General features: G+C 72.5%; 18 protein-coding genes. 10 read left to right on the forward strand and 8 right to left on the reverse strand.

Features of this window, described 5'->3' with window-relative positions; genetic code table 11:
• Positions 1 to 89: 89 nt before the first annotated feature.
• Complete coding sequence (locus ACGH7X_RS30670; RefSeq protein WP_399891016.1) at positions 90 to 1,547, reverse strand: sensor histidine kinase; 1,458 nt, start codon at positions 1,545 to 1,547, stop codon at positions 90 to 92.
• On the reverse strand, positions 1,544 to 2,233 hold the full coding sequence (locus ACGH7X_RS30675) for a response regulator transcription factor (protein WP_399891019.1): 690 nt from the start codon (positions 2,231 to 2,233) through the stop codon (positions 1,544 to 1,546). Before ACGH7X_RS30675 ends, ACGH7X_RS30670 begins: the two co-directional genes overlap by 4 nt.
• A gap of 283 nt (positions 2,234 to 2,516) precedes the next feature.
• Between ACGH7X_RS30675 and ACGH7X_RS30680 the strand changes: the two genes are divergently transcribed.
• From ACGH7X_RS30680 to ACGH7X_RS30695, 4 genes are all read left to right on the forward strand, one after another.
• A complete protein-coding gene (locus ACGH7X_RS30680) occupies positions 2,517 to 3,707 on the forward strand; it encodes an ABC transporter ATP-binding protein (RefSeq protein ID WP_399891023.1) in 1,191 nt (396 codons plus the stop codon).
• Positions 3,704 to 4,414, forward strand: a complete 711-nt coding sequence (locus tag ACGH7X_RS30685; protein WP_399891026.1) for an ABC transporter permease — start codon at positions 3,704 to 3,706, stop codon at positions 4,412 to 4,414. The genes ACGH7X_RS30680 and ACGH7X_RS30685 overlap by 4 nt, the downstream gene beginning before the upstream one ends.
• Positions 4,411 to 5,076 carry an ABC transporter permease gene (locus ACGH7X_RS30690; RefSeq protein WP_399891028.1) on the forward strand — a complete coding sequence of 222 codons (666 nt, stop codon included), beginning with the start codon at positions 4,411 to 4,413 and terminating at the stop codon, positions 5,074 to 5,076. Before ACGH7X_RS30685 ends, ACGH7X_RS30690 begins: the two co-directional genes overlap by 4 nt.
• Positions 5,077 to 5,174: 98 nt before the next feature.
• Entirely contained in the window at positions 5,175 to 6,134 is a 960-nt protein-coding gene (locus ACGH7X_RS30695; RefSeq protein ID WP_399891031.1) for an ABC transporter substrate-binding protein, read from the forward strand.
• A 12-nt stretch (positions 6,135 to 6,146) separates the two neighbouring features.
• Here the strand turns inward: ACGH7X_RS30695 and ACGH7X_RS30700 are convergent, their stop codons facing one another.
• From ACGH7X_RS30700 to ACGH7X_RS30720, 5 genes are all read right to left on the reverse strand, one after another.
• Complete coding sequence (locus ACGH7X_RS30700; RefSeq protein ID WP_399891034.1) at positions 6,147 to 6,758, reverse strand: GTP-binding protein; 612 nt, start codon at positions 6,756 to 6,758, stop codon at positions 6,147 to 6,149.
• Positions 6,745 to 7,104: a DUF742 domain-containing protein gene (locus ACGH7X_RS30705; protein ID WP_399891037.1), complete on the reverse strand. Its 360-nt coding sequence runs from the start codon at positions 7,102 to 7,104 to the stop codon at positions 6,745 to 6,747. Before ACGH7X_RS30705 ends, ACGH7X_RS30700 begins: the two co-directional genes overlap by 14 nt.
• Before the next feature lies 1 nt (position 7,105).
• Positions 7,106 to 7,525: a roadblock/LC7 domain-containing protein gene (locus ACGH7X_RS30710; protein WP_399891040.1), complete on the reverse strand. Its 420-nt coding sequence runs from the start codon at positions 7,523 to 7,525 to the stop codon at positions 7,106 to 7,108.
• A complete protein-coding gene (locus ACGH7X_RS30715) occupies positions 7,522 to 10,011 on the reverse strand; it encodes a nitrate- and nitrite sensing domain-containing protein (RefSeq protein WP_399891043.1) in 2,490 nt (829 codons plus the stop codon). The genes ACGH7X_RS30710 and ACGH7X_RS30715 overlap by 4 nt, the downstream gene beginning before the upstream one ends.
• Before the next feature lie 68 nt (positions 10,012 to 10,079).
• Positions 10,080 to 11,093 (reverse strand): substrate-binding domain-containing protein, encoded by a 1,014-nt coding sequence (locus ACGH7X_RS30720; protein WP_399891046.1) that lies wholly within the window; start codon positions 11,091 to 11,093, stop codon positions 10,080 to 10,082.
• A gap of 355 nt (positions 11,094 to 11,448) precedes the next feature.
• Here ACGH7X_RS30720 and ACGH7X_RS30725 point away from each other — a divergent pair, with 355 nt between their 5' ends.
• From ACGH7X_RS30725 to ACGH7X_RS30740, 4 genes are all read left to right on the forward strand, one after another.
• A complete protein-coding gene (locus ACGH7X_RS30725; RefSeq protein ID WP_399891049.1) occupies positions 11,449 to 12,096 on the forward strand; it encodes a ScbR family autoregulator-binding transcription factor in 648 nt (215 codons plus the stop codon).
• Positions 12,097 to 12,197: 101 nt separating this feature from the next.
• The gene (locus ACGH7X_RS30730) at positions 12,198 to 13,418 is read left to right on the forward strand and encodes a damage-control phosphatase ARMT1 family protein (RefSeq protein ID WP_399891053.1); all 1,221 of its coding nucleotides are present in this window, start codon (positions 12,198 to 12,200) and stop codon (positions 13,416 to 13,418) included.
• 110 nt (positions 13,419 to 13,528) lie between these two features.
• Positions 13,529 to 15,727: a germacradienol/geosmin synthase Cyc2 gene (gene cyc2, locus ACGH7X_RS30735; RefSeq protein ID WP_399891056.1), complete on the forward strand. Its 2,199-nt coding sequence runs from the start codon at positions 13,529 to 13,531 to the stop codon at positions 15,725 to 15,727.
• Between the two features lie 83 nt (positions 15,728 to 15,810).
• Positions 15,811 to 16,413 (forward strand): PDZ domain-containing protein, encoded by a 603-nt coding sequence (locus ACGH7X_RS30740; protein WP_399891059.1) that lies wholly within the window; start codon positions 15,811 to 15,813, stop codon positions 16,411 to 16,413.
• On the opposite strand, the gene ACGH7X_RS30745 is transcribed toward ACGH7X_RS30740, so the two are convergent.
• Positions 16,406 to 17,161, reverse strand: a complete 756-nt coding sequence (locus ACGH7X_RS30745) for a metallophosphoesterase (protein WP_399891062.1) — start codon at positions 17,159 to 17,161, stop codon at positions 16,406 to 16,408. The genes ACGH7X_RS30740 and ACGH7X_RS30745 overlap by 8 nt on opposite strands.
• 171 nt (positions 17,162 to 17,332) lie before the next feature.
• Between ACGH7X_RS30745 and ACGH7X_RS30750 the strand changes: the two genes are divergently transcribed.
• Together ACGH7X_RS30750 and ACGH7X_RS30755 are read left to right on the forward strand one after the other, a co-directional pair.
• Positions 17,333 to 18,463 carry a M24 family metallopeptidase gene (locus ACGH7X_RS30750; RefSeq protein WP_399891065.1) on the forward strand — a complete coding sequence of 377 codons (1,131 nt, stop codon included), beginning with the start codon at positions 17,333 to 17,335 and terminating at the stop codon, positions 18,461 to 18,463.
• Between the two features lie 63 nt (positions 18,464 to 18,526).
• A complete protein-coding gene (locus ACGH7X_RS30755) occupies positions 18,527 to 19,462 on the forward strand; it encodes an aminoglycoside phosphotransferase family protein (RefSeq protein WP_399891068.1) in 936 nt (311 codons plus the stop codon).
• The last annotated feature ends 211 nt before the right edge of the window (positions 19,463 to 19,673 follow it).

The following is a 19,673-nucleotide window of genomic DNA, read 5'->3' on the forward strand; positions in this document are numbered from 1 at the left end:
TGTGAGTACCGAGTCCTTTACGCATCCTTTCCGTGGGCGCCGCCGATATCCCCGGAGGCCGGGACCGATCTCCGTGCGCCGCCGACCGGTCAGCGGGCGGCGGCCGGGCGTGTCGGGGTGAACGCGGGGAGCGTCACGGTGAACACCGTCACGCCCGGCTCGCCGTCCAGCTCGAGCGTGCCGCCGTGCGCCCGCACCAGCGACGCGGCGACGGCGAGGCCCAGGCCGCTGCCGCCGCGGTCGCGGCTGCGGGCCTTGTCGACGCGGTAGAAGCGGTCGAAGATCCGTTCCCGGTCGGGCGCCGGGATGCCGGGACCCGTGTCGGCCACCGACACCCGGGCCCCTCCGGGCGCGGCCGAGAGTGTGACCGAGACCTTGGTGCCCGGCGGCGTGTGCACGGCCGCGTTGGTGAGCAGGTTGTCGAGCACCTGCCGGATCCGCTGCGGGTCCAGGCGCAGCTTCACCACCGCGGGACCGGTCGTCACCGTCAGCGGATGGTCCGGACGACCGGCGCGGAAGGCGTCGGCCGCCTGCCGCACCAGCTCCGTCAGATCCGTGTCCTCCCACCGCAGCGGCGTCTCCACCTCGGCCGCGTCCAGCCGCGCGAGCAGCAGCAGGTCGTCCAGGAGCACACCCATCCGGGCCGCCTCGGCGCGCAGCCGGGCCAGATGCCGCTCCCGCTCCGCGGGCTCGTTGGCCGCCGCGTACTGGAAGAGGTCGGCGTAGCCCCGTACGGACATCAGCGGGGTGCGCAGCTCGTGCGAGGCGTCCGCGACGAACCGGCGCAGCCGCTGCTCGGCCTTTGCCCGCACCGCGAGCGACGCGTCGATGTGCTCCAGCATCGTGTTGAACGCGGTGCGCAGCTCCGCCACCTCCTTGCCGCCGTCCCGTCCGTCGGCGCGTAGCGGCAGCCGGGCGGCCGACTCGGTCAGGTCGTGCGAGGCGATGCCGTGCGCGGTGCTCGCCATGTCGCTCAGCGGCTTCAGACCGCGCCGCAGCATCCGCCGCCCGAACACCACCAGGGCCAGCAGCGCGAGCCCGAAGGCGACGACCTGCACCGTGATCAACCGCCGCACGGTGTCCTCGACGTCGCCCATCGGCGCGGCGCTCACCAGCACCACCCCGGGCTCCACCTCGCAGGCCCGCAGCAGATACGGGCCGTGCCCGCCGATCCGCACGGTGCGGGTCAGGTCCTTGTCCGAGCGGGCCATGGTCCGCGCCAGCTCGGTCAGGGCACGGCTGTCGGCCGGCACCTCCGCGGGCGTCCGCAGGTCCGCCGAGCCGCCACCGGACACGTCGTACACGGCCGTGTACCAGCCGTAGTACGGCTTGCGCTCGACCGTGCCGTGCGCCGCGGCGTCCTTGGACTGCACGACCTGCACCAGCTTCATCTGGTCGGCGAGCTGCCGTTCCAGATAGTCCCGCATGTACGCCGTCAGCACCGTGCCGACCACGGCGAACACCACCAGTGACAGCACCCCGAGCCCCAGCGCCAGCCGGGTGCCGAGGCGCAGCCCGCGGTAGGCGCGCCACCACCGGCGTGTCACCGGGCGGCCTGCCGGATCACGTAGCCGAAGCCCCGCACGGTCTGGATCAGGGGCTCACCCGTGTCGTCGAGCTTGCGGCGCAGCCGGCTGACGACCAGCTCCACGACGTTGGACCGGCCGCCGAAGCCGTACTCCCACACATGGTCGAGGATCTGCGCCTTGGTCAGCACGGCCGGCGACTTGCGCACCAGATAGCGCAGCACCTCGTACTCGGTCGGCGTCAGCGAAAGCCGCCGCTCGCCGCGGCGCACCTCGCGGGAGTCCTCGTCCATCGTCAGGTCCGCCACCCGCAGCACGGACCGCTGGAAACCAGGACCGGTGCTGCGCCGCAGCACGGTGCGCAGCCGCGCCATCAGCTCCTCCACCGCGAACGGCTTCACCAGGTAGTCGTCACCGCCCCGGGTCAGCCCCGCCACCCGGTCGGCCACCCCGTCGCGCGCGGTGAGGAACACCACCGGCACCATCGTGCCCGAGCCGCGCAGCCGGTCCAGGACCCCGAATCCGTCGACGTCCGGCAGCATCAGGTCGAGCACCACGATGTCCGGACGGAACCCGGCGGCCAGCCGCAGCGCCTGTTCGCCCGAGTTCGCGGTGACCGCCTCCCAGCCCTCGTAGCGGGCGACCGTGGCCACGAGATCGGCGATGGGCGGGTCGTCGTCCACCACGAGCAGTCGCACTTTTTCCACCCGCTCATACTGCGCCACCTGCCGCCCGCACCCCAGACCGCGCGGACCGCCGTACCGGGATCGACACGTACTTGAAAGCCGGCCGACAGCAAATCGACAGACTGGCGGGCGGTGCCCGGCGCCCGGCGGCGAATTGGCCGGTGTGAACGCCGGGACAACGGGAAGAAGTCGCCCCGGACCGAACGGGCCCCGCGGATCAGCCGTCTACACTCGACCGGCGACGGCCCCACCGACCGCGGCCGGAGCGGGCAGCTTCTGCCAGACCCGAAGGGCATTCGGCGCTTTGATACGGATGGAATCAGTCACCAAGCGGTACCCGGACGGCACCGTTGCGGTCGACCGGCTGTCGCTGGAGATACCCGACCGCTCGATAACGGTCCTCGTCGGACCCTCCGGGTGCGGCAAGACGACGACCCTGCGGATGATCAACAGAATGGTCGAGCCCACCGAGGGCTCCATCCTCCTCGACGACGCGGACCTCGCGCAGCAGCCGGTCACCACGCTGCGCCGGTCGATGGGGTACGTCATCCAGAACGCCGGGCTTTTCCAGCACCGGACGATCCTCGACAACATAGCCACCGTGCCCCGCATGATCGGCTGGGGCAAGCAGAAGTCCCGCGAGCGGGCGGCCGAGCTGATGGAGCGGGTGGGGCTCGACGCCTCCCTCGGCAAGCGGTACCCGTACCAGCTCTCCGGCGGCCAGCAGCAGCGCGTCGGGGTGGCACGGGCGCTCGCCGCCGATCCGCCGGTGCTGCTCATGGACGAGCCGTTCTCCGCCGTCGACCCCGTGGTCCGCAAGGGCCTCCAGGACGAACTCCTGCGCATCCAGGACGAACTGGGCAAAACCATCGTCTTCGTCACGCATGACATCGACGAGGCCATCAAACTGGGCACCATGGTCGCGGTGATGCGCACCGGCGGCCGGCTCGCCCAGTTCGCACCGCCCGCCGAGCTGCTGTCCGACCCCGCCGACGACTTCGTCGAGGACTTCCTCGGCGCCGACCGCGGCATCCGGCGGCTCTCCTTCTTCCCCTCGGCCGGCCTGGAGCTGACGACCGGCCCGGTCGTGCGCGCCGACGCCACCGCCGAGCAGCTCGCCGCCGCCGACGCCCCCCACCTGCTGGTCACCGACGCGGACGGCAGGCCGCTGGGCTGGGCCGAGCCGGAAGACCTGACCGCAGGGGAGATCGCGCCCGAGCGGCTGCTGTCCTACGGGCGGCCGTTCGTGCCCGGCACCGACTCGCTGCGCGCCGCCCTCGACGGCGCCGTGCTCTCGCCCACCGGCTGGGCCGTCGCGGTGGACACCGACGGGCGGGTGACCGGCGTCGTCTCCCAGCAGACCATCGGCGAGGCGATCCGCAGCGCCCACGGCGCGGGCGACGACGACGGCGCGGGCGACGACGACGGCGCGGGCGACGCCGGCGGTGCGGCGGCTGCCGCGGCTGCCGGCGACGTCACGAAGGTCGCCCCGTGAACGGCTTCTTCGACATCCCGAGCGACCTCGACAACACCTACTTCGGTCTGATCGGCCTCCACCTGCGCGAGGCGCTGCTGCCGGTGCTGGCCGGCCTGCTCGCCGCGCTGCCCGTCGCGCAGCTCTGTGTGCGCTTCCGCTGGCTGTACCCGCCCGTGCTCGGGGTGACGACCGTCTTCTACGCCATCCCCTCACTGGCCGTCTTCGTGGTCCTCATCGACTACACCGGCCAGACCGAGCTGACCGTGATGATCCCGCTGGCCGTGTACAGCCTGGTGGTGCTCGTCCCGGCGATCGTCGACGGCGTGCGGTCGGTGCCCGAGGAGACCCTGGCCGCGTCCACGGCCATGGGCTTCGGGCCACTGCGCCGGTATCTGCAGGTGCAGTTGCCGATCGCCGTGCCGGCGATCCTGGCCGGCCTCCGGGTGGCCGTGTCGGCCAGCATCTCCCTGGTCAGCGTCGGCGCCCTCATCGGCAACCAGGGCGCCCTCGGCAACCTGCTCGCGGACGCCCAGAAGTACGGCCGGCCGGAGCTGGCGGTGAACTCCGTCCTCACCACCGCCGTACTGGCCATCCTGTGCGACGCGGCCCTCGTCCTGGTCCGGAACCTGCTGACCCCGTGGATGCCACGCGGCAAGAGGCAACGCCCGAAGGAGGCCGCGGTGCGGCAGGAGCAGACCGAGCCCCAGAAGGCGGCGGCCCGGTGAACGTACTCGACTTCGTCAACGCCTTCTTCAGCGACAGTGCCCACTGGCACGGCTACGACGGCATCCCGCAGCGCCTGGTGGAACACGTCCAGTACTCGTTGATGGCGCTCGGCCTCGCCGCCGCGATCGGCCTGCCCGTGGGGCTGCTGACCGGGCACACCGGGCGGGGCGGCAACGCCGTCGCCTTCGTCGCCACCGCCGCCCGCGCCCTGCCCAGCTTCGGACTGCTGGTGCTGATCGCCGTCGTCGTCGGCATCGGCCTGCTGCCCGTGATGATCCCGCTGGTCATCCTCGCGATCCCGCCGATCCTGGTCACCACCTACGAGGCGGTCCGCTCCGTCGACCCCTCCCCGGTGGACGCCGCGCGGGGCATGGGCATGCACGAGAGCGACATCCTCTTCCGGGTCGAACTGCCGGTGGCCCTCCCGCTGGTCCTCAGCGGGCTGCGCTCGGCCGCCATCCAGGTCGTGTCGACGGCGACCATCGCCGCGTACGTCAGTCTCGGCGGGCTCGGCCGGTACATCATCGACGGGCTCTACCAGCGCGACTACGAGAAGGTGGTCGGCGGCGCCACGCTGGTGGCCCTCCTGGCGCTCGTCACCCTCGCGGCGTTCTGGGCGGCCGGGCGGTTCGCCGTGTCGCCGGGGGTGCGCAGGCGCTGACCGCGGACCCCCGCGCACCTCTCGTGAAGCACGCCGTAAAAGAAACCGTAACCAGGCCGTTCTTGACTGACCGGCGAGTGGCTCGTTTGGATCGACGGATGACTTTCACCGCCAAGAGCAGCAGGTCCAGGACGAGGCACACCGGTGCGGCGGTCGTCGCGCTCGCCGCCGCGGCGGCGCTGCTCGCGGGCTGTTCCTCCGGCTCCGACGACTCAGACAACCCGCTGGCAGGCGAGAAGGCGGAGGCCGGCACCGTCGTCGTCGGCTCGAACAACTTCGCCGAGAGCACCCTGCTCGCCGACATCTACGGCGAGGCGCTCAAGGCCAAGGGCCTCAAGGTCACCTACAAGCACAACATCGGCAGCCGGGAGACCACGTACGGCCTGATGAAGAACGGCTCCGTCACGGTGCTGCCGGAGTACAACGGCTCGCTGCTGGCCTACCTCGACCCCGATGCCGAGCAGAAGTCCGCCGCGGCGGTGAACGCGGCGGCGAAGGCCAAGCTCGACAAGAAGCTGACCCTGCTGGAGTCGTCGCCCGCCGAGGACAAGGACTCGGTGAGCGTCAACGCCGAGACCGCCGAGAAGTACAAGCTCACCTCCGAGTCCACCCTCGCCGACCTCAAGGACGCCGCACCGGACCTGGCGATCGGGGGTTCGCCCGAGTTCCAGACCCGCCAGCAGGGTCTCAAGGGCCTGGAGTCGGTGTACGGGCTGAAGTTCAAGTCCTTCAAGGCGCTCGACGCGGGTGGACCGCTGACCCAGTCGGCGCTGACCAAGAACACCGTGCAGGCGGCGGACATCTTCACCACCGACCCGACCATCATCAAGGAGAAGTTCGTCGTCCTGAAGGACCCGGAGAACCTCTTCGGCTTCGCCAACGTGACGCCGCTGGTCTACAAGGACGGGCTGTCCAAGGAGGGCGTCGGCACGCTCAACGCGGTCTCCGCCAAGCTGGACACCAAGACGCTCCTCGACCTGGACGCGCAGGTCCAGCTGGACAAGAAGGACCCGCTGGACGTGGCCAAGGAGTGGCTCAAGACGGCCGGTCTCGTCTGACGGGGGACGCCGTCACGACGCCGCGGCCCCGGTCGCGGCGTCGATCAGCTGGTCGATCAGGGCGATGAGGACGTCCCGGCTGGAGGTCCGCTCCCGCGCGTCGCACAGCAGCACCTGAACGTGCTCCGGCAGCGCGAGGGCCTCGCGGATCTCCGCCGCCGGGTACGGATGCCGTCCGTGGAAGCCGTTGACGGCGACGACGAAGGGAATGCCCCGTCGCTCGAAGAAGTCGATCGCGGCGAAGCTCGACTCGGGCCTGCGGACGTCGACCAGGACCACCGCCCCGAGAGCGCCGATCGACAGGTCGTTCCACATGAACCAGAACCGCTGCTGACCGGGCGTACCGAAGAGGTACAGCACCAGGTCCCGGCCGATGGTGATCCGCCCGAAGTCCAGGGCCACGGTCGTGGCCCGCTTCTCCTCGATGCCGGCGAGATCGTCGACGTCGAGTCCCGCCGCGGTCAGCGGCTCCTCGGTGCGCAGCGGGGCGATCTCGCTGACCGACCCGACCATGGTGGTCTTGCCGACGCCGAAACCCCCGGCGATCAGGATCTTGACGGCATCCGGCGCGGTGGAGCGTGCGGATGCCGTGGGCGCCTCAGCGACGCGCTCAGAGCCGGCCAAGGCCGTCCCTCACTTTCTGCAGCAGGTCCAGGTCCGGGTTGGCACGGGAGACGAGGTGCGGCGGCCGCGCGGTGATCCGGCCGGCCTCCAGCAGGTCCGAGAGCAGGATGACGACCACACTCACCGGCAGGTCGAGCCGGGCCGCGACCTCGGCCACGGCGAGCGGCTCGGCACACAGCCGCAGGATCCGCAGGTGCTCGGGCTGCGGTCGCGCGGCCCGGGTGGGCTGCGGGTCCAGCGCGGTCACCGTCGTGATGAGGGTGAAGTCGGCGCGGCTGGGCCGGGTCCGGCCGCCGGTCAGGGTGAACGGCCGCACCAGCCGGCCCCCCGCGTCGCCTCCGGTCACGTCACTCGCCGGGGCCGACGGTGGCCCGCGGTGCCGCGCTCAGGTGCTCGCCGATCCTCTTCACCAGCATGTTCATCTGGTACGCCACCACGCCGACGTCGGCGTTCGGCCCGGTGAGCACCACGAGGTGCGCGCCGGGGCCTGCGGAGGTGAGTATCAGGTAGCTGTTGGCCATCTCGATCAGCGCCTGGCGCACCGGCCCGCCCCGGAAGTCCATGCTGACGCCCTTGCTGAGGCTCATCAGGCCCGACGCGGTCGCCGCCAGCCGCTCGGCGTCGTCACGCAGGAACCCGGTGGACTTGCTGACGACCAGTCCGTCCTCGGAGAGCACCACGGCCTGGTTCACGTCGGCGACCCGCTCCACGAGTCCGGTGAGCAACTGGTCCAGCTCGGTGTGCGTGGCGGGGGAGGGTCGGGTCATCGCGTGTCCTTCGTCGGCGGTCGGCGGTCGGCTGTCGGAGTCGAGGGGGCGGCGGAGGAGAGCACCTGCGCGTCGGTGTCGGTGGCGGTGTCGGTGTCCACGCCCGTGCCGGTGTCGGTGCCGTCCGCGTCGTCGTCGGTGTGGGCGCGCAGCGTGCCGCGCTGGAAACCGGCGAGGGACGAGGCCGCGCGCTCGGCCGTGAAGTCGGCGTAGTCGTCGGACGCGTCGCCCCGGCCGGGGCCGGAGTCCTCGTCGCGCAGCTCGGCGGCGAGGCTGGTCTGCGGCACCCGACGGGGCAGCGGCATCAGTCCGTTCCGCTCCTGAGGAGATCCGGGAGAGTCGGGGGAGCCGTCGGAGCCTGGAGAGCCGGCGGGGGCCGCGGACCGGCTCGCGGGCACCGGTCGCGGCGGCCGCACGGGCCGGTCGGCGCCGGCCGGTTCCTCCCCCGGGGCGGAGGACAGGCCCGACGAGGCCGGTACCGGGTCTTCGGCTGCTCCGTGGTCGTCCGTACCGGCCGCCGCGTCGCCGGTGCCGCCCGCGGCGCCGAACGGCTCGCGCACCACGATGTCGTGCGGGATCAGCACGATCGCCGTGGTCCCGCCGTACGGCGAGGAGCGCAGCGTCACGGTGATGCCGTGCCGGTGCGCGAGGCGGGCGACGACGAACATGCCGAGCCGCAGGTCGTCGGCGAGCGCCACCACGTCGAACTGCGGAGCCACCGCCAACTGGGCGTTGAACGCGGCGTAGTCCTCCTCCGACAGACCAAGGCCCCGGTCCTCGATCTCGATGGCCAGGCCCTTGGCCACCAGCGCCGCCCGCACCCCGACCGGGTTGGGGGCGGGGGAGTAGGCGGTGGCGTTGTCGATCAGCTCGGCCAGCAGGTGGATCACGTCGGCCACCGCGGGCGGGGCCAGCGCCACCTCCTCGTCGGTGTGCAGCTCCACCCGCTGGTACTCGGCGACCTCGCCGACGGCGCTGCGCAGGATGTCGACCAGCGAGACGGGCTCGCGCCAGGTGCGCCGGGGCTGCTCGCCGCTGATGATGACGAGGTTCTCCTCGTAGCGCCGCAACTGGCTGGCCGTGGAGTCCAGTTCGTACAGGCCCTTCAGGATCTCGGGGTCCGTGTGCTCGCGCTCCAGGGCGTCCAGCTTGCCGAGCTGCATGTTGACGAGGTTCTGGCTCTGCCGGGCGATGCCCAGGATCACCTTCTGGAAGCCGCGCCGCGTGTCGGCGAGTTCGACGGCGGTGTGCACGGCCGTGCGCTGCGCCGTGTTGAACGCCTGGGCGACCTGCCCGAGTTCGTCCCGCCCGTAGTCCAGCGGCGGGGTCGCCGACTCCACGTCGACCGTCTCGCCCCGCTCCAGCCTGGCCACCACGTCGGGCAGCCGCTCCTCGGCCAGGCTCAGGGTGGCCAGCCGCAGCCCGCGCAGCCGCCGGGACAGCGAGCGGGTGATGCGCCAGGACATGACGATGCAGAGCAGCAGGGCGATGAGGCCGCCCGCGCTCAGGACGCCGGCCTTGATCAGCAGGCCGCGGGCCTCCGCGGCGCTGCGGTCGAGGAGTCCGTCCGTCTGCTGCCTGATGAGCTGCCCGTACTGGGTGGAGATCTTCTCGAAGGCGGTGATCCAGCGCTGCCGTGCGGCCGGCAGGTCGATCCGGTCCTCACCGTCCGCCGAACGGGCCTCGAGTACCTGGTCCTCGACGTCCTGCATGGACTTCCACTCGGAGCTCGCGAGGATGCGCTCCGTCTGTGTCTTCGCGCTGCCGGTCAGCGAGGGGACGATCTGGTCCTGCACGAGCCAGCGGCGGGTGTGCACCAGCTGGGCGAACCGGGACCACTGCTCCTCGTCCATCCGGCCGGACGGCCAGGCCAGCGTGAGCCGGGCGTCCTCCTGGGAGACCAGCTCGGCGGCGTGCTCCAGGGCGACCAACGGCCCCGCCTGGGAGGTGAGGTCGCCGTCGTCGACCTGGGAGAGCTCCTGGAAGGCGTGGATCTGCTCGTCGACGATCGAGGTGTACTGGTCGAGCGCCTGCTCCGCGGTGATGTCGCTGGGGTCGTCCACCTGGTTGCGGTAGTACTCCAGGCTGCCCACCGAGCCGAGGACCGAGTACAGGCGGTCCGAGACCCGGGAGGGCGCGCTCTCGATCGCGTCGGACTGGCCGACCAGCTGCGCGACCGCCGCGTCCGTCTTCTCGCGCTGCGCGTCCAGTGCCGTCCGGTCGCCGTCCGGTGCGGCCAGCCAGGCGGCCGACAGGCTGCGCTCCTTCTGCAGGGCCAGGGTGGCCTCGGTGCCCATGGCCCCGGTGTCGCGGCTCAACTCCGTCTGCGCGCGCAGCCGCAGGCCCTCCGAGAACATCTGGATCGTCGTCACGCCCCACACGGCGGCGAGGGTGACACCGGGGACCAGGGCCAGGAGGATCAGGGAGAGACGTATGGAGCCGAGGCGGCGCCGGGCACCCTTCTTCCGTGTCTTCCGTGCAGGCATCGTCGTCCTAGGCGATCAGTGGGGGAGGGTGGCGGGAGTACGCGGGCGCCGTGGGCCGCGGGACCCGGTCACCGGGTGCCGCCCGCGGCGAACTCGGCGACCGCGTCGGCGTTGGTCCGGGTGACGAACGCGGGGCCGGTCAGCACGGGGGCCACTCCGCCGCCGCTGACGTTGCCGTTGGTGCGGTACAGCCAGAGCGCGTCCACCGCGAGATAGCCCTGGAGATAGGGCTGCTGGTCCACCGCGAACTGGACGTCCCCGCTCTTGACCGCGGCGACCAGGTCGTTGTCGAGGTCGAAGGTGGCGACGTGGGCGCTGCTGCCCGCCTCGTCGACCGACTTGACCGCGGTCAGCGCGAACGCCGCGCCGTTCATGACGACTTCGTCGATGCTGGGGTCCTGCCGCAGCCGCGCGGTGACGGCCGCGTCGACCGCCTTCATGTCGGTGCCCTCGACGTAGAGCATCTCGCTCTCGCCCTCGAAGGTCTTCTTCACGCCCGCGCAGCGGGCCTCCAGGGCGACGTTGCCGCGCTCGTGGATGACACACAGGGCGTGCTTGGCCTTGAGGCCGTTCAGCTTGTCGCCGACGGCGCGGCCCGCGACGCTCTCGTCCTGCCCGAAGTACCCCAGGAGCCCGGTGGACCGCCAGGCGTCGATACCGGAGTTGAGGCCGACCACGGGAATCCCGGCGGCCTTGGCCTCGGCGACCGGCGCCTTCATCGCCTGCGGTTTGGCGAGGGTCACGGCGATGCCGTCGGCCTTGTCGCGGACGGCGTCCCGCACCAGGTCGGCCTGGTCGGCGGTGTCCGCGTCGCCGGCGTACGTCAGGTCGATGCCGTCCTTGGCGGCGGCCGCCTCGGCGCCCTTGCGCACCCGGTCCCAGAAGGCGTCGCCCTCACCGCCGTGGGTGACCATGACGATCTTCAGCCGGTCGGCGCCGGACCCGCCCGCGGCGTCCGCGGTCGAGTCGTCCTCGTCCCCGCCGAGGGCGGAGCAGCCGGCCGCCAGCAGACAGACGGCCGCGGCGAGGGCCGCGGCGCGCAGAGGTCCGGGGGAGTGGATGGACGGGGGAGATGTACTCATGGGAGCTGGGGCACCTCGCTGTGCGGCCGTGCAGGAGGAACGGGACGAGGTGGCCCGGAGCCGCGGGTCAGTGCGCCAACCGGGTGAAACTCGCCTGGCCGGAGCAAACCGTGTGTGACCGCTGGTAGTCAAGTGACCAGCGAACTGCTGTCAGTTGTCGGTGCCGCATCGTGATGAACGGGGAGGCGAAAGCGGGCCGAAGCGGAATGCCGCGCGGTATGCCCGGCGGCGTCCGCGCTCCGCGACGGTTCCAAGGAGACTGATCTGACGGGCAGTTAGTCGGTGAGTTATCGTGTACGGGGGGTAAAGACAGGCGGCACGGTCTGTTGAGTTCCAGCCCAGGAGAGTTCAGCCGATGGCGAGGCAGCTACGCGCCGAGCAGACCCGCGCGACGATCGTCGGTGCCGCTGCCGACCTGTTCGACCGTCACGGCTACGAGTCGACCAGCCTGAGCGAGATCGTGGCCCACGCCGGGGTCACCAAGGGCGCGCTGTACTTCCACTTCGCGGCGAAGGAGGACCTCGCCCACGCCATCATGGAGATACAGTCCCGGACCTCCCGCCGGCTCGCGACCGAACTGGACGGGCGGGGCTACTCCTCGCTGGAGGCGCTGATGCGCCTCACGTTCGGCATGGCCCGGCTCTGCGAGGAGGGCCCGGTGCTGCGGGCCGGGCTGCGGCTCGCCACCGCGGGAGTGCCGGTCCGGCCGCCGCTGCCGCATCCCTTCACCGAGTGGCGGGAGATCGCCACGTCCCGGCTGGTCGACGCCGTCCGGCAGTCCGACGTGCAGCCGGACATCGACGTCGACTCCGTGGCACACACCCTCGTCTGCTCCGTCGTCGGCACCCGCGTCGTGAGCGGCACCCTGGAACCGGCCGGGCGCCAGCCCCGCCGCCTGGCCGAGATGTGGCACATCCTGATCCGGGGTATGGTGCCGGTGACCCGACGCGCCCGCTACCTCACCCTCGCGGCCCGCCTGGAGCGGGAGACGGGCGCGGCCTGACAGGGTGCCCGAGCAGGTGCCCGAGCGCGTGCCCGAGCGCGTGCCCGATCAGGCGGCCGGTTCCGCGGGCCCGGTGCGGTCCGCGCGATACGGTGACGCGCATGCCCGACACCCCGCCCGAGCCCGCCCCCGTCATCCTCGGCAACGAGCCCGGGTCCTTCCCGCACGGCGTGCTGGCCGATCGGCACCCCGCCATCGTCCGGCAGGTCCGGGACGCGTTCCCCCACGACCCCGCACGCCGACACGCGCTCGACGCGCTGCTCGCGAGCTGCGCCGACGGGGTGATCGAGGCGCTGCCCGCCGACGCCGACCCCACCGGCCGCGACCGGGACCGCTGGGCGCACTGGGGCATGGACGCGTACGCCGGCCGCTCCTGGTACGACGTGCCCTGGCTGTGGGCGGAGAGCCACTTCTACCGCCGGCTCCTCGACGCCGTCGGCTACTTCGGACCCGGCGCCTGGCAGGGCGTCGACCCCTTCCGGCCCGCCAAGCTCGCCGAACTCGACGCGCCGGAGACGGACGAGGAACTCGCCGCGCTCGACCGCCTCCCCGCCCTGAACGCCGACGAGCGGACCCGGGCCCTGCTGCACGGCTCCCTCTGGGGCAACCGCGCCGACCTCGGCTTCCGTCTCTCCGACGCGAGCACCGGCGCTACCGACACCAACGGCGCGGTGGAGGCCCTCGTCGCCGACGACAGCGACACCCTGTGGTCCCTGCTCCCGCCCTCCGGGACGGGCACCTCCGGCCCGAACACCCTCTGCCTGGTCGCCGACAACGCGGGGCGCGAACTGGTCCCCGACCTGCTTCTCGTCTCGCACCTGCTCGCCGAGGGCCGCGTGGACCGGGCCGTCCTGCACGTCAAGCCGTACCCGTACTACGTCTCCGACGCCACGCCCACCGACGTGCTCGACGCACTGCGGCGGCTCCTCGCGGCGGGCGGCGAGGCCACCACGTACGGCGAGCGGCTGTGGACCGCGCTGAGCGACGGGCGCGTCACCGTCCGCGCCCACCCCTTCTCCTGCGCCCCGCTGCCGTACGCGGACATGCCCGACGACCTGCGCGAGGACTTCGCCGCGGCCACCGTCACCGTCCTCAAGGGCGACCTGAACTACCGCCGCCTGGTGGGCGACCGGTGGTGGCCGCCCACCACCTCCTTCGCGGACGCCACCGCCTACTTCCCCGGCCCCGTCGCCGCGTTGCGCACCCTGAAGTCCGACGTGATCACCGGCCTGAGTGCCCGGACCGAGGCGGCACTGGTGGCGAGCGGCGAGCAGCGCTGGCGGACGAGCGGGACGCACGCCCTGATCCAGGTCAGGCGCTGAGCGACGTGGTGCTGAGCCAGAAGTTCCCGGATTCCGCACTGATTCACGCGATGGTGTGATCATGTCCTGCGTGGGGGATGTGTCCGAAGTGCCCTGGGTAGTGCCCGGCCATGACGCAACAGCCCTTCGAACTCCCGCACTTCTACCTGCCGCATCCCGCGCGGCTCAACCCCCATCTCGACGAGGCCCGCGCCCACTCGACGACGTGGGCGCGCGAGATGGGCATGCTGGAGGGCTCCGGGGTCTGGGAGCAGTCCGACCTCGACGCCCATGACTACGGCCTGCTCTGCGCCTACACCCACCCCGACTGCGACGGGCCGGCGCTCTCCCTGATCACCGACTGGTACGTGTGGGTCTTCTTCTTCGACGACCACTTCCTGGAGAAGTTCAAACGCAGCCAGGACCGCGTCGCCGGCAAGGCCCACCTCGACCGGCTCCCCCTGTTCATGCCGCTGGACCCGGCCGCGGAGACGCCCGAGCCGGAGAACCCGGTCGAGGCGGGCCTCGCCGACCTGTGGACCCGCACGGTGCCCGCGATGTCGGCCGACTGGCGCCGCCGCTTCGCCGTCGCCACCGAGCACCTGCTCAACGAGTCCCTGTGGGAGCTGTCCAACATCAACGAGGGGCGGGTCGCCAACCCCGTCGAGTACATCGAGATGCGCCGCAAGGTCGGGGGCGCCCCCTGGTCGGCCGGGCTGGTGGAGTACGCGACGGCCGAGGTGCCCGCCGCCGTCGCCGGCTCGCGGCCGCTCAGGGTGCTCATGGAGACGTTCTCCGACGCCGTGCACCTGCGCAACGACCTCTTCTCCTACCAGCGTGAGGTCGAGGACGAGGGCGAGCTGAGCAACGGCGTGCTGGTCCTGGAGACCTTCTTCGGCTGCACCACCCAGGAGGCCGCCGAGCTGGTCAACGACGTCCTCACCTCCCGGCTGCACCAGTTCGAGCACACCGCGTTCACCGAGGTGCCCGCCGTGGCCCTGGAGAACGGGCTGACCCCGCCCGAGATCGTCGCCGTCGGCGCGTACACCAAGGGCCTCCAGGACTGGCAGTCCGGCGGCCACGAATGGCACATGCGCTCCAGCCGGTACATGAACAAGGGCGAGCGTCCCCTGGCCGGCTGGCAGGCGCTGACCGGGCCCGGCACCTCCGCCGCGGACGTCGGCGCGCTGCTCGCCGCGGCGGTCGCCGAGCGGGCCCGCCCCTACACGTACGTGCCCTTCCAGAAGGTCGGCCCGGCCGTCATCCCCGACATCCGCATGCCGTACCCGCTGGAGCTGAGCCCCGCCCTGGAGGGCGCCCGGCGGCACCTGTTCGAGTGGTCGCGGCGGATCGGCTTCCTCAGCGAGGGAGTCTGGGACGAGGACAAGCTCGCCAGCTGCGACCTCCCGCTGTGCGCCGCCGGCCTCGACCCCGACGCCACCCAGGACCAGCTCGACCTCGCCTCCGGCTGGCTTGCCTTCGGGACGTACGGCGACGACTACTACCCGCTCGTCTACGGGCACCGCCGCGACCTCGCCGCCGCCCGGCTGACCACCGCCCGCCTGTCGGCCTGCATGCCGCTCGACGGCGAGCCGGTCCCGCCGCCCGCCAACGCCATGGAACGCTCCCTGATCGACCTGTGGGCGCGCACGACGGCCGGCATGACACCCGAGGAACGGCGCCCGCTGAAGGCGGCCGTGGACACGATGACCGAAGCCTGGGTGTGGGAGCTGTCCAACCAGATCCAGAACCGTGTCCCCGACCCCGTGGACTACCTGGAGATGCGGCGCGCCACCTTCGGCTCCGACCTGACCCTCGGCCTGTGCCGAGCCGGACACGGCCCCGCCGTGCCGCCCGAGGTCTACCGAAGCGGCCCCGTCCGCTCCCTGGAGAACGCGGCGATCGACTACGCCTGCCTCCTCAACGACGTCTTCTCGTACCAGAAGGAGATCGAGTACGAGGGCGAGATCCACAACGCGGTCCTCGTCGTGCAGAACTTCTTCGGGGTCGACTACCCGGCCGCCCTCCATGTCGTGCAGGATCTGATGAACCAGCGCATGCGCCAGTTCGAACACGTCGTCGCGCACGAACTCCCCGTCGTCTACGACGACTTCCAGCTGTCCGAAGAGGCGCGGACCATCATGCACGGCTACGTCACCGACCTGCAGAACTGGATGGCCGGCATCCTCAACTGGCACCGCAGCGTCCCGCGCTACAAGGCCGAGTACCTCGCGGGGCGCACCCACGGCTTCCTCCCGGACCGGATCCCGGCCCCGCCGGTACCCGCGCCGATCCCCGTGCCGGGGAGCAGTCCCGCCCTGACGCCCTGATGCCCTGACCGCCGTTCAGTCTCACTCGTTCGTGGCTCGTCACGCGCCGGTGCGCCGGGTAGAGCACCTGCCGGAGGCGATCCATGGAACAGACAGCGTTGCGTCCCAAGCCGATGCCCGGCCGGGAACCGTGCCCCGGTACCACGCCCGACACCGCCCGGCGCCCGCATGCCGGGCGCCGGCGCCGCCGGCGGCTCACCACCGTGCTGCTCGGCCTGTTCGCCGCGGCCGTCCTGATCCTCGCGGGTGTGGGACTGGGCACGGTGGGCGCCACGGTGATCGGTATGAGCAAACTCGCCGAACTGCGACAGCAGGCCGGGGCGCCGGGAGGGGGAGCGGGAGCGGGGGCGCAGTCCGGCACCCGGGCCGCCCAGGCCCACCCGTCGGCCGCCCCGTCACCCTCCGCCTCCCCGGCGCCGGCCGCCGCGACGCTCGGCGTGGAGGCCGTGGACGACGACAGGCCCGGGGCCCGGATCGTGGGTGTCCACGTGCCGGGCCCCGGGTACACGGCGGGCCTGGTGCGCGGTGACGTACTGCTGGCGATCGGCGCGACCCGCGTCGACTCGGCAGCCGACCTCGCACACGCCGTGGCCCGCGCCAGGCCCGGCAAGGAGGTCAAGGTCACCGTGCGCCACGAGAGCGGCGGCTACCAGCAGCTCACGGCCGTACCGGGCGTCGTCACATGACCGTACGGAAGTGGCTGGTGAGCCGTCCGGCGTCGTCCAGTACGTGGTAGGCCAGCCCGACCGGCGCGTCCCGGTCCGCGATCTGCTCGCCCTCCCAGGGCAGGCGCAGGGTCCACGTCACCCCGGGGCCGACCACCAGGGGCCGCCCGGCGAACACGGTGGCGGCGGGCGTGTGGGCGTGACCCGTGATCAGCCCCGCGATCCCGGGCCGCCGGTCCAGCAGCGCGGCGAGGCGCTCGCGGTCGCGCAACTGGTAGGAGTCGGGCAGGGGGTGGTGCAGCGCGGCGGGCGGGTGGTGGAAGGCGAGGAGGGCCGGGCGGTCGCCGTCGAGTCCGTCGAGAGACGCCTCGATCCAGTCGTACGTCTCCGCGTCCAGCTCTCCCTCGTCGCTGCCCGGAATGCTGGAGTCGCACATCAGGACCGCACCGCCGTCGAAGACGTGCAGGTCGTTGACCGGACCGTCGGCTGCGGGGCGGCCGAGCAGGGCCTTGCGGTAGGGCGCGCGGCTGTCGTGGTTGCCCGGGCAGGTGAGCACGGGGAACGGCGCGGAACCGTCGCGCAGTCCCAGGATCGCGGCGGCCTCCTCGTACTCCGCCTCCGCGCCGTGGTCCGCGACGTCCCCGGTCACCAGGAGCGCGTCCACCCGCCCCGGCAGCCGCCACAACCGGTCGCGCACCCGCTCGGCGCGCTCGGTCGCCCGCGCGCTCCCGTCCAGGTGCAGATCGCTGATGTGCGCGAGTACGAGCATGGTTCCGGCCTCCTCCGGGTGCCCGAACGGCAGGCCCCCGTTGCTAATGCTTGAAGCGCATCAAACCATTAGTCATGGGGGTTGATCAATGCCAATCGGCTCGCGTCGCCCCCTTCCTGAGGGCAGGATGCTGCCCGTGGTCCCTTCACTCTTTCGCCCTGGGAGGCCCGGATGACCGGCAGCAGCCCCGCCGCTTCCTTCACCGCCGACGACTACCGGGCCCGCATGGAGCGCGCCGCGCGCGCCGCCGCCGACGCAGGCCTTGCCGGGCTGCTGGTGGCCCCGGGCCCCGACCTGGTGTGGCTCACCGGGTACGCGCCCACCGCGGACACCGAACGGCTCACCCTGCTCGTCCTCGCCCCCGGCCGTGACCCCGTGCTCGTCGTCCCGACGCTCGAGGCCCCCGACGCCGCGAAGGCGGCCGGAGCGCCCGCCCTGACCCTGCGCGACTGGACCGACGGCAAGGACCCCTACGCGGCCACCGCCGCCCTCCTCGACGGCTCCGGACGCTTCGGCATCAGCGACAACGCCTGGGCCATGCACCTGCTGGCCCTTCAGCGCACGCTGCCCGACACCTCCTACGCCTCCCTCACCGTGGCGCTGCCCATGCTGCGTGCCGTCAAGGACACGGCGGAGCTGGAGCTGCTGGCCGCGGCGGGCGCGGCCGCCGACGCCGCCTTCGAGGAGATCCGCGAGGTCCGCTTCGGCGGACGCAGGGAGTCCGAGGTCGCCGCCGACCTCGCCGAACTGCTGCGGCGCTTCGGCCACTCCCAGGTCGACTTCACCATCGTCGCCTCGGGACCCAACGGCGCCAACCCGCACCACGAGGTCGGCGACCGCGTCATCGAGGACGGCGACATGGTCGTCCTCGACTTCGGCGGCCTCAAGGACGGTTACGGCTCCGACACCTCCCGCACCGTCCACGTCGGCGAAGCCACCGACGAGGAGCGCCGCGTGCACGACCTCGTCCGCGAGGCGCAGGAGGCCGGCTTCCGGGCGGTGCGTCCCGGCGCCGCCTGCCAGGACGTCGACCGGGCCGCCCGCGCGGTCATCGCCGGTGCCGGGTACGGCGAGTACTTCATCCACCGCACCGGGCACGGCATCGGCGTCACCACGCACGAACCCCCGTACATGATCGAGGGCGAGGAACAGCCCCTCGTGCCCGGCATGTGCTTCTCCGTCGAGCCCGGCATCTATCTGCCCGGCCGGTTCGGGGTACGCATCGAGGACATCGTCACCGTCACGGAGGACGGCGGCCGCCGGCTCAACGACACCACCCGGGAGCTGGTCACCGTGGACTGACCGGCGACCCACGGACCCCGAAGCCCCGGCAGCCCCGGCAGACCCGGAAGACGACGGCGCGAGATGACCCAGGCACCGACACCCACGGCGGACACCGTCCGCCGGCTGGTCCGCTCCCTGCTGGGCGGGAGCACGGAACCCGACGTCCGGCCGGTCGCCGGCAGCGGCGGCGAACCCGACACCTGGTGGGTCGGCTCCCGGCACGTGCTGCGGCTGTCCCCCGACCGGGAGACCGCCGTGCGCCGGCGCCGCGAACTGCGGCTGCGCGAACTGGTCCGCCCGTACGCCTCCGTCGCGGTCCCCACGAGCGTGGCGCACGGCGAGTGGGCACCGGGCCTCACCTACACGCTGGACGCCAAGCTGGCCGGCGGGTCGGGTGAGGACCACGAGGTGTCCGCCCTGGGCGAGGCGGACCTCGCGGCGCTGCTCACCTCGGTGCGCGAGGTACCAATCCGCCAGGCGGAGACGCTCGGCGTGCCACGGGCGGCCCCGCGCTCCCTGGAGACCCTGCGGCAGGCCGCCGAGCGTGCCGTCCGCCGCCTCGCCGCAGCCGACGAGTTCGACGCCGGACGGCCGGAGCGGCTCACCCGGGAGGCGGCCGCCCAGCTCGGTGTCCAGCCGGGCGCGGCGGTCCTCGTCCACCACGGACTGACCGGCGAGCACCTCGTCGTCAGCGCCGACGGCCGGGTGCGCGGCGTCCTCGGCTGGTCCGACGCGGTCCTCGGCGACCCGGCCGAGGACATCGCCGGGCTCGCGCTCTCCGTCGGCTCACCTGCCGCGGTCCGGGCCGCCACCCTCGCCGGTTACGGCGCCCGGCCCTGCCTGCGTGGCCTGTGGCTGGCCCGCTGCGACACGGTGGTCCGGCTCGCGGAGGGGATCGCCGGCCGATCCGACGCTCCGCTGCCCCTGCTCAGGACCCGGCTGCGCCGCGCCTGGGAACCGATCCTCCTGGAACGGGTGACGGAGCTGCGCGAGGACGGCACGGGCGACGCCTCCTGAGCGGCCTCGCTCCGGTACGGCGGAGCGGCCTCGCTCCGGTACGGCGGAGCGGCCTCGCTCCGGTACGGCGGAGCGGCCTCGCTCCGGTACGGCGCTCGCGCGAACGCCCCGTCGCCTCACGGCCGTCGCCTCGCGGCCGTGGCCTCATTCCTGGCGCCTCATTCCTGGCGCCTCACTCCTGGCGCCTTGCTTCCGGCGTCCTGCTCTCGTC

Origin of the sequence: Streptomyces sp. BBFR51, from assembly GCF_044591655.1 — a bacterium.
In the GTDB taxonomy this organism is placed as follows: domain Bacteria; phylum Actinomycetota; class Actinomycetes; order Streptomycetales; family Streptomycetaceae; genus Streptomyces.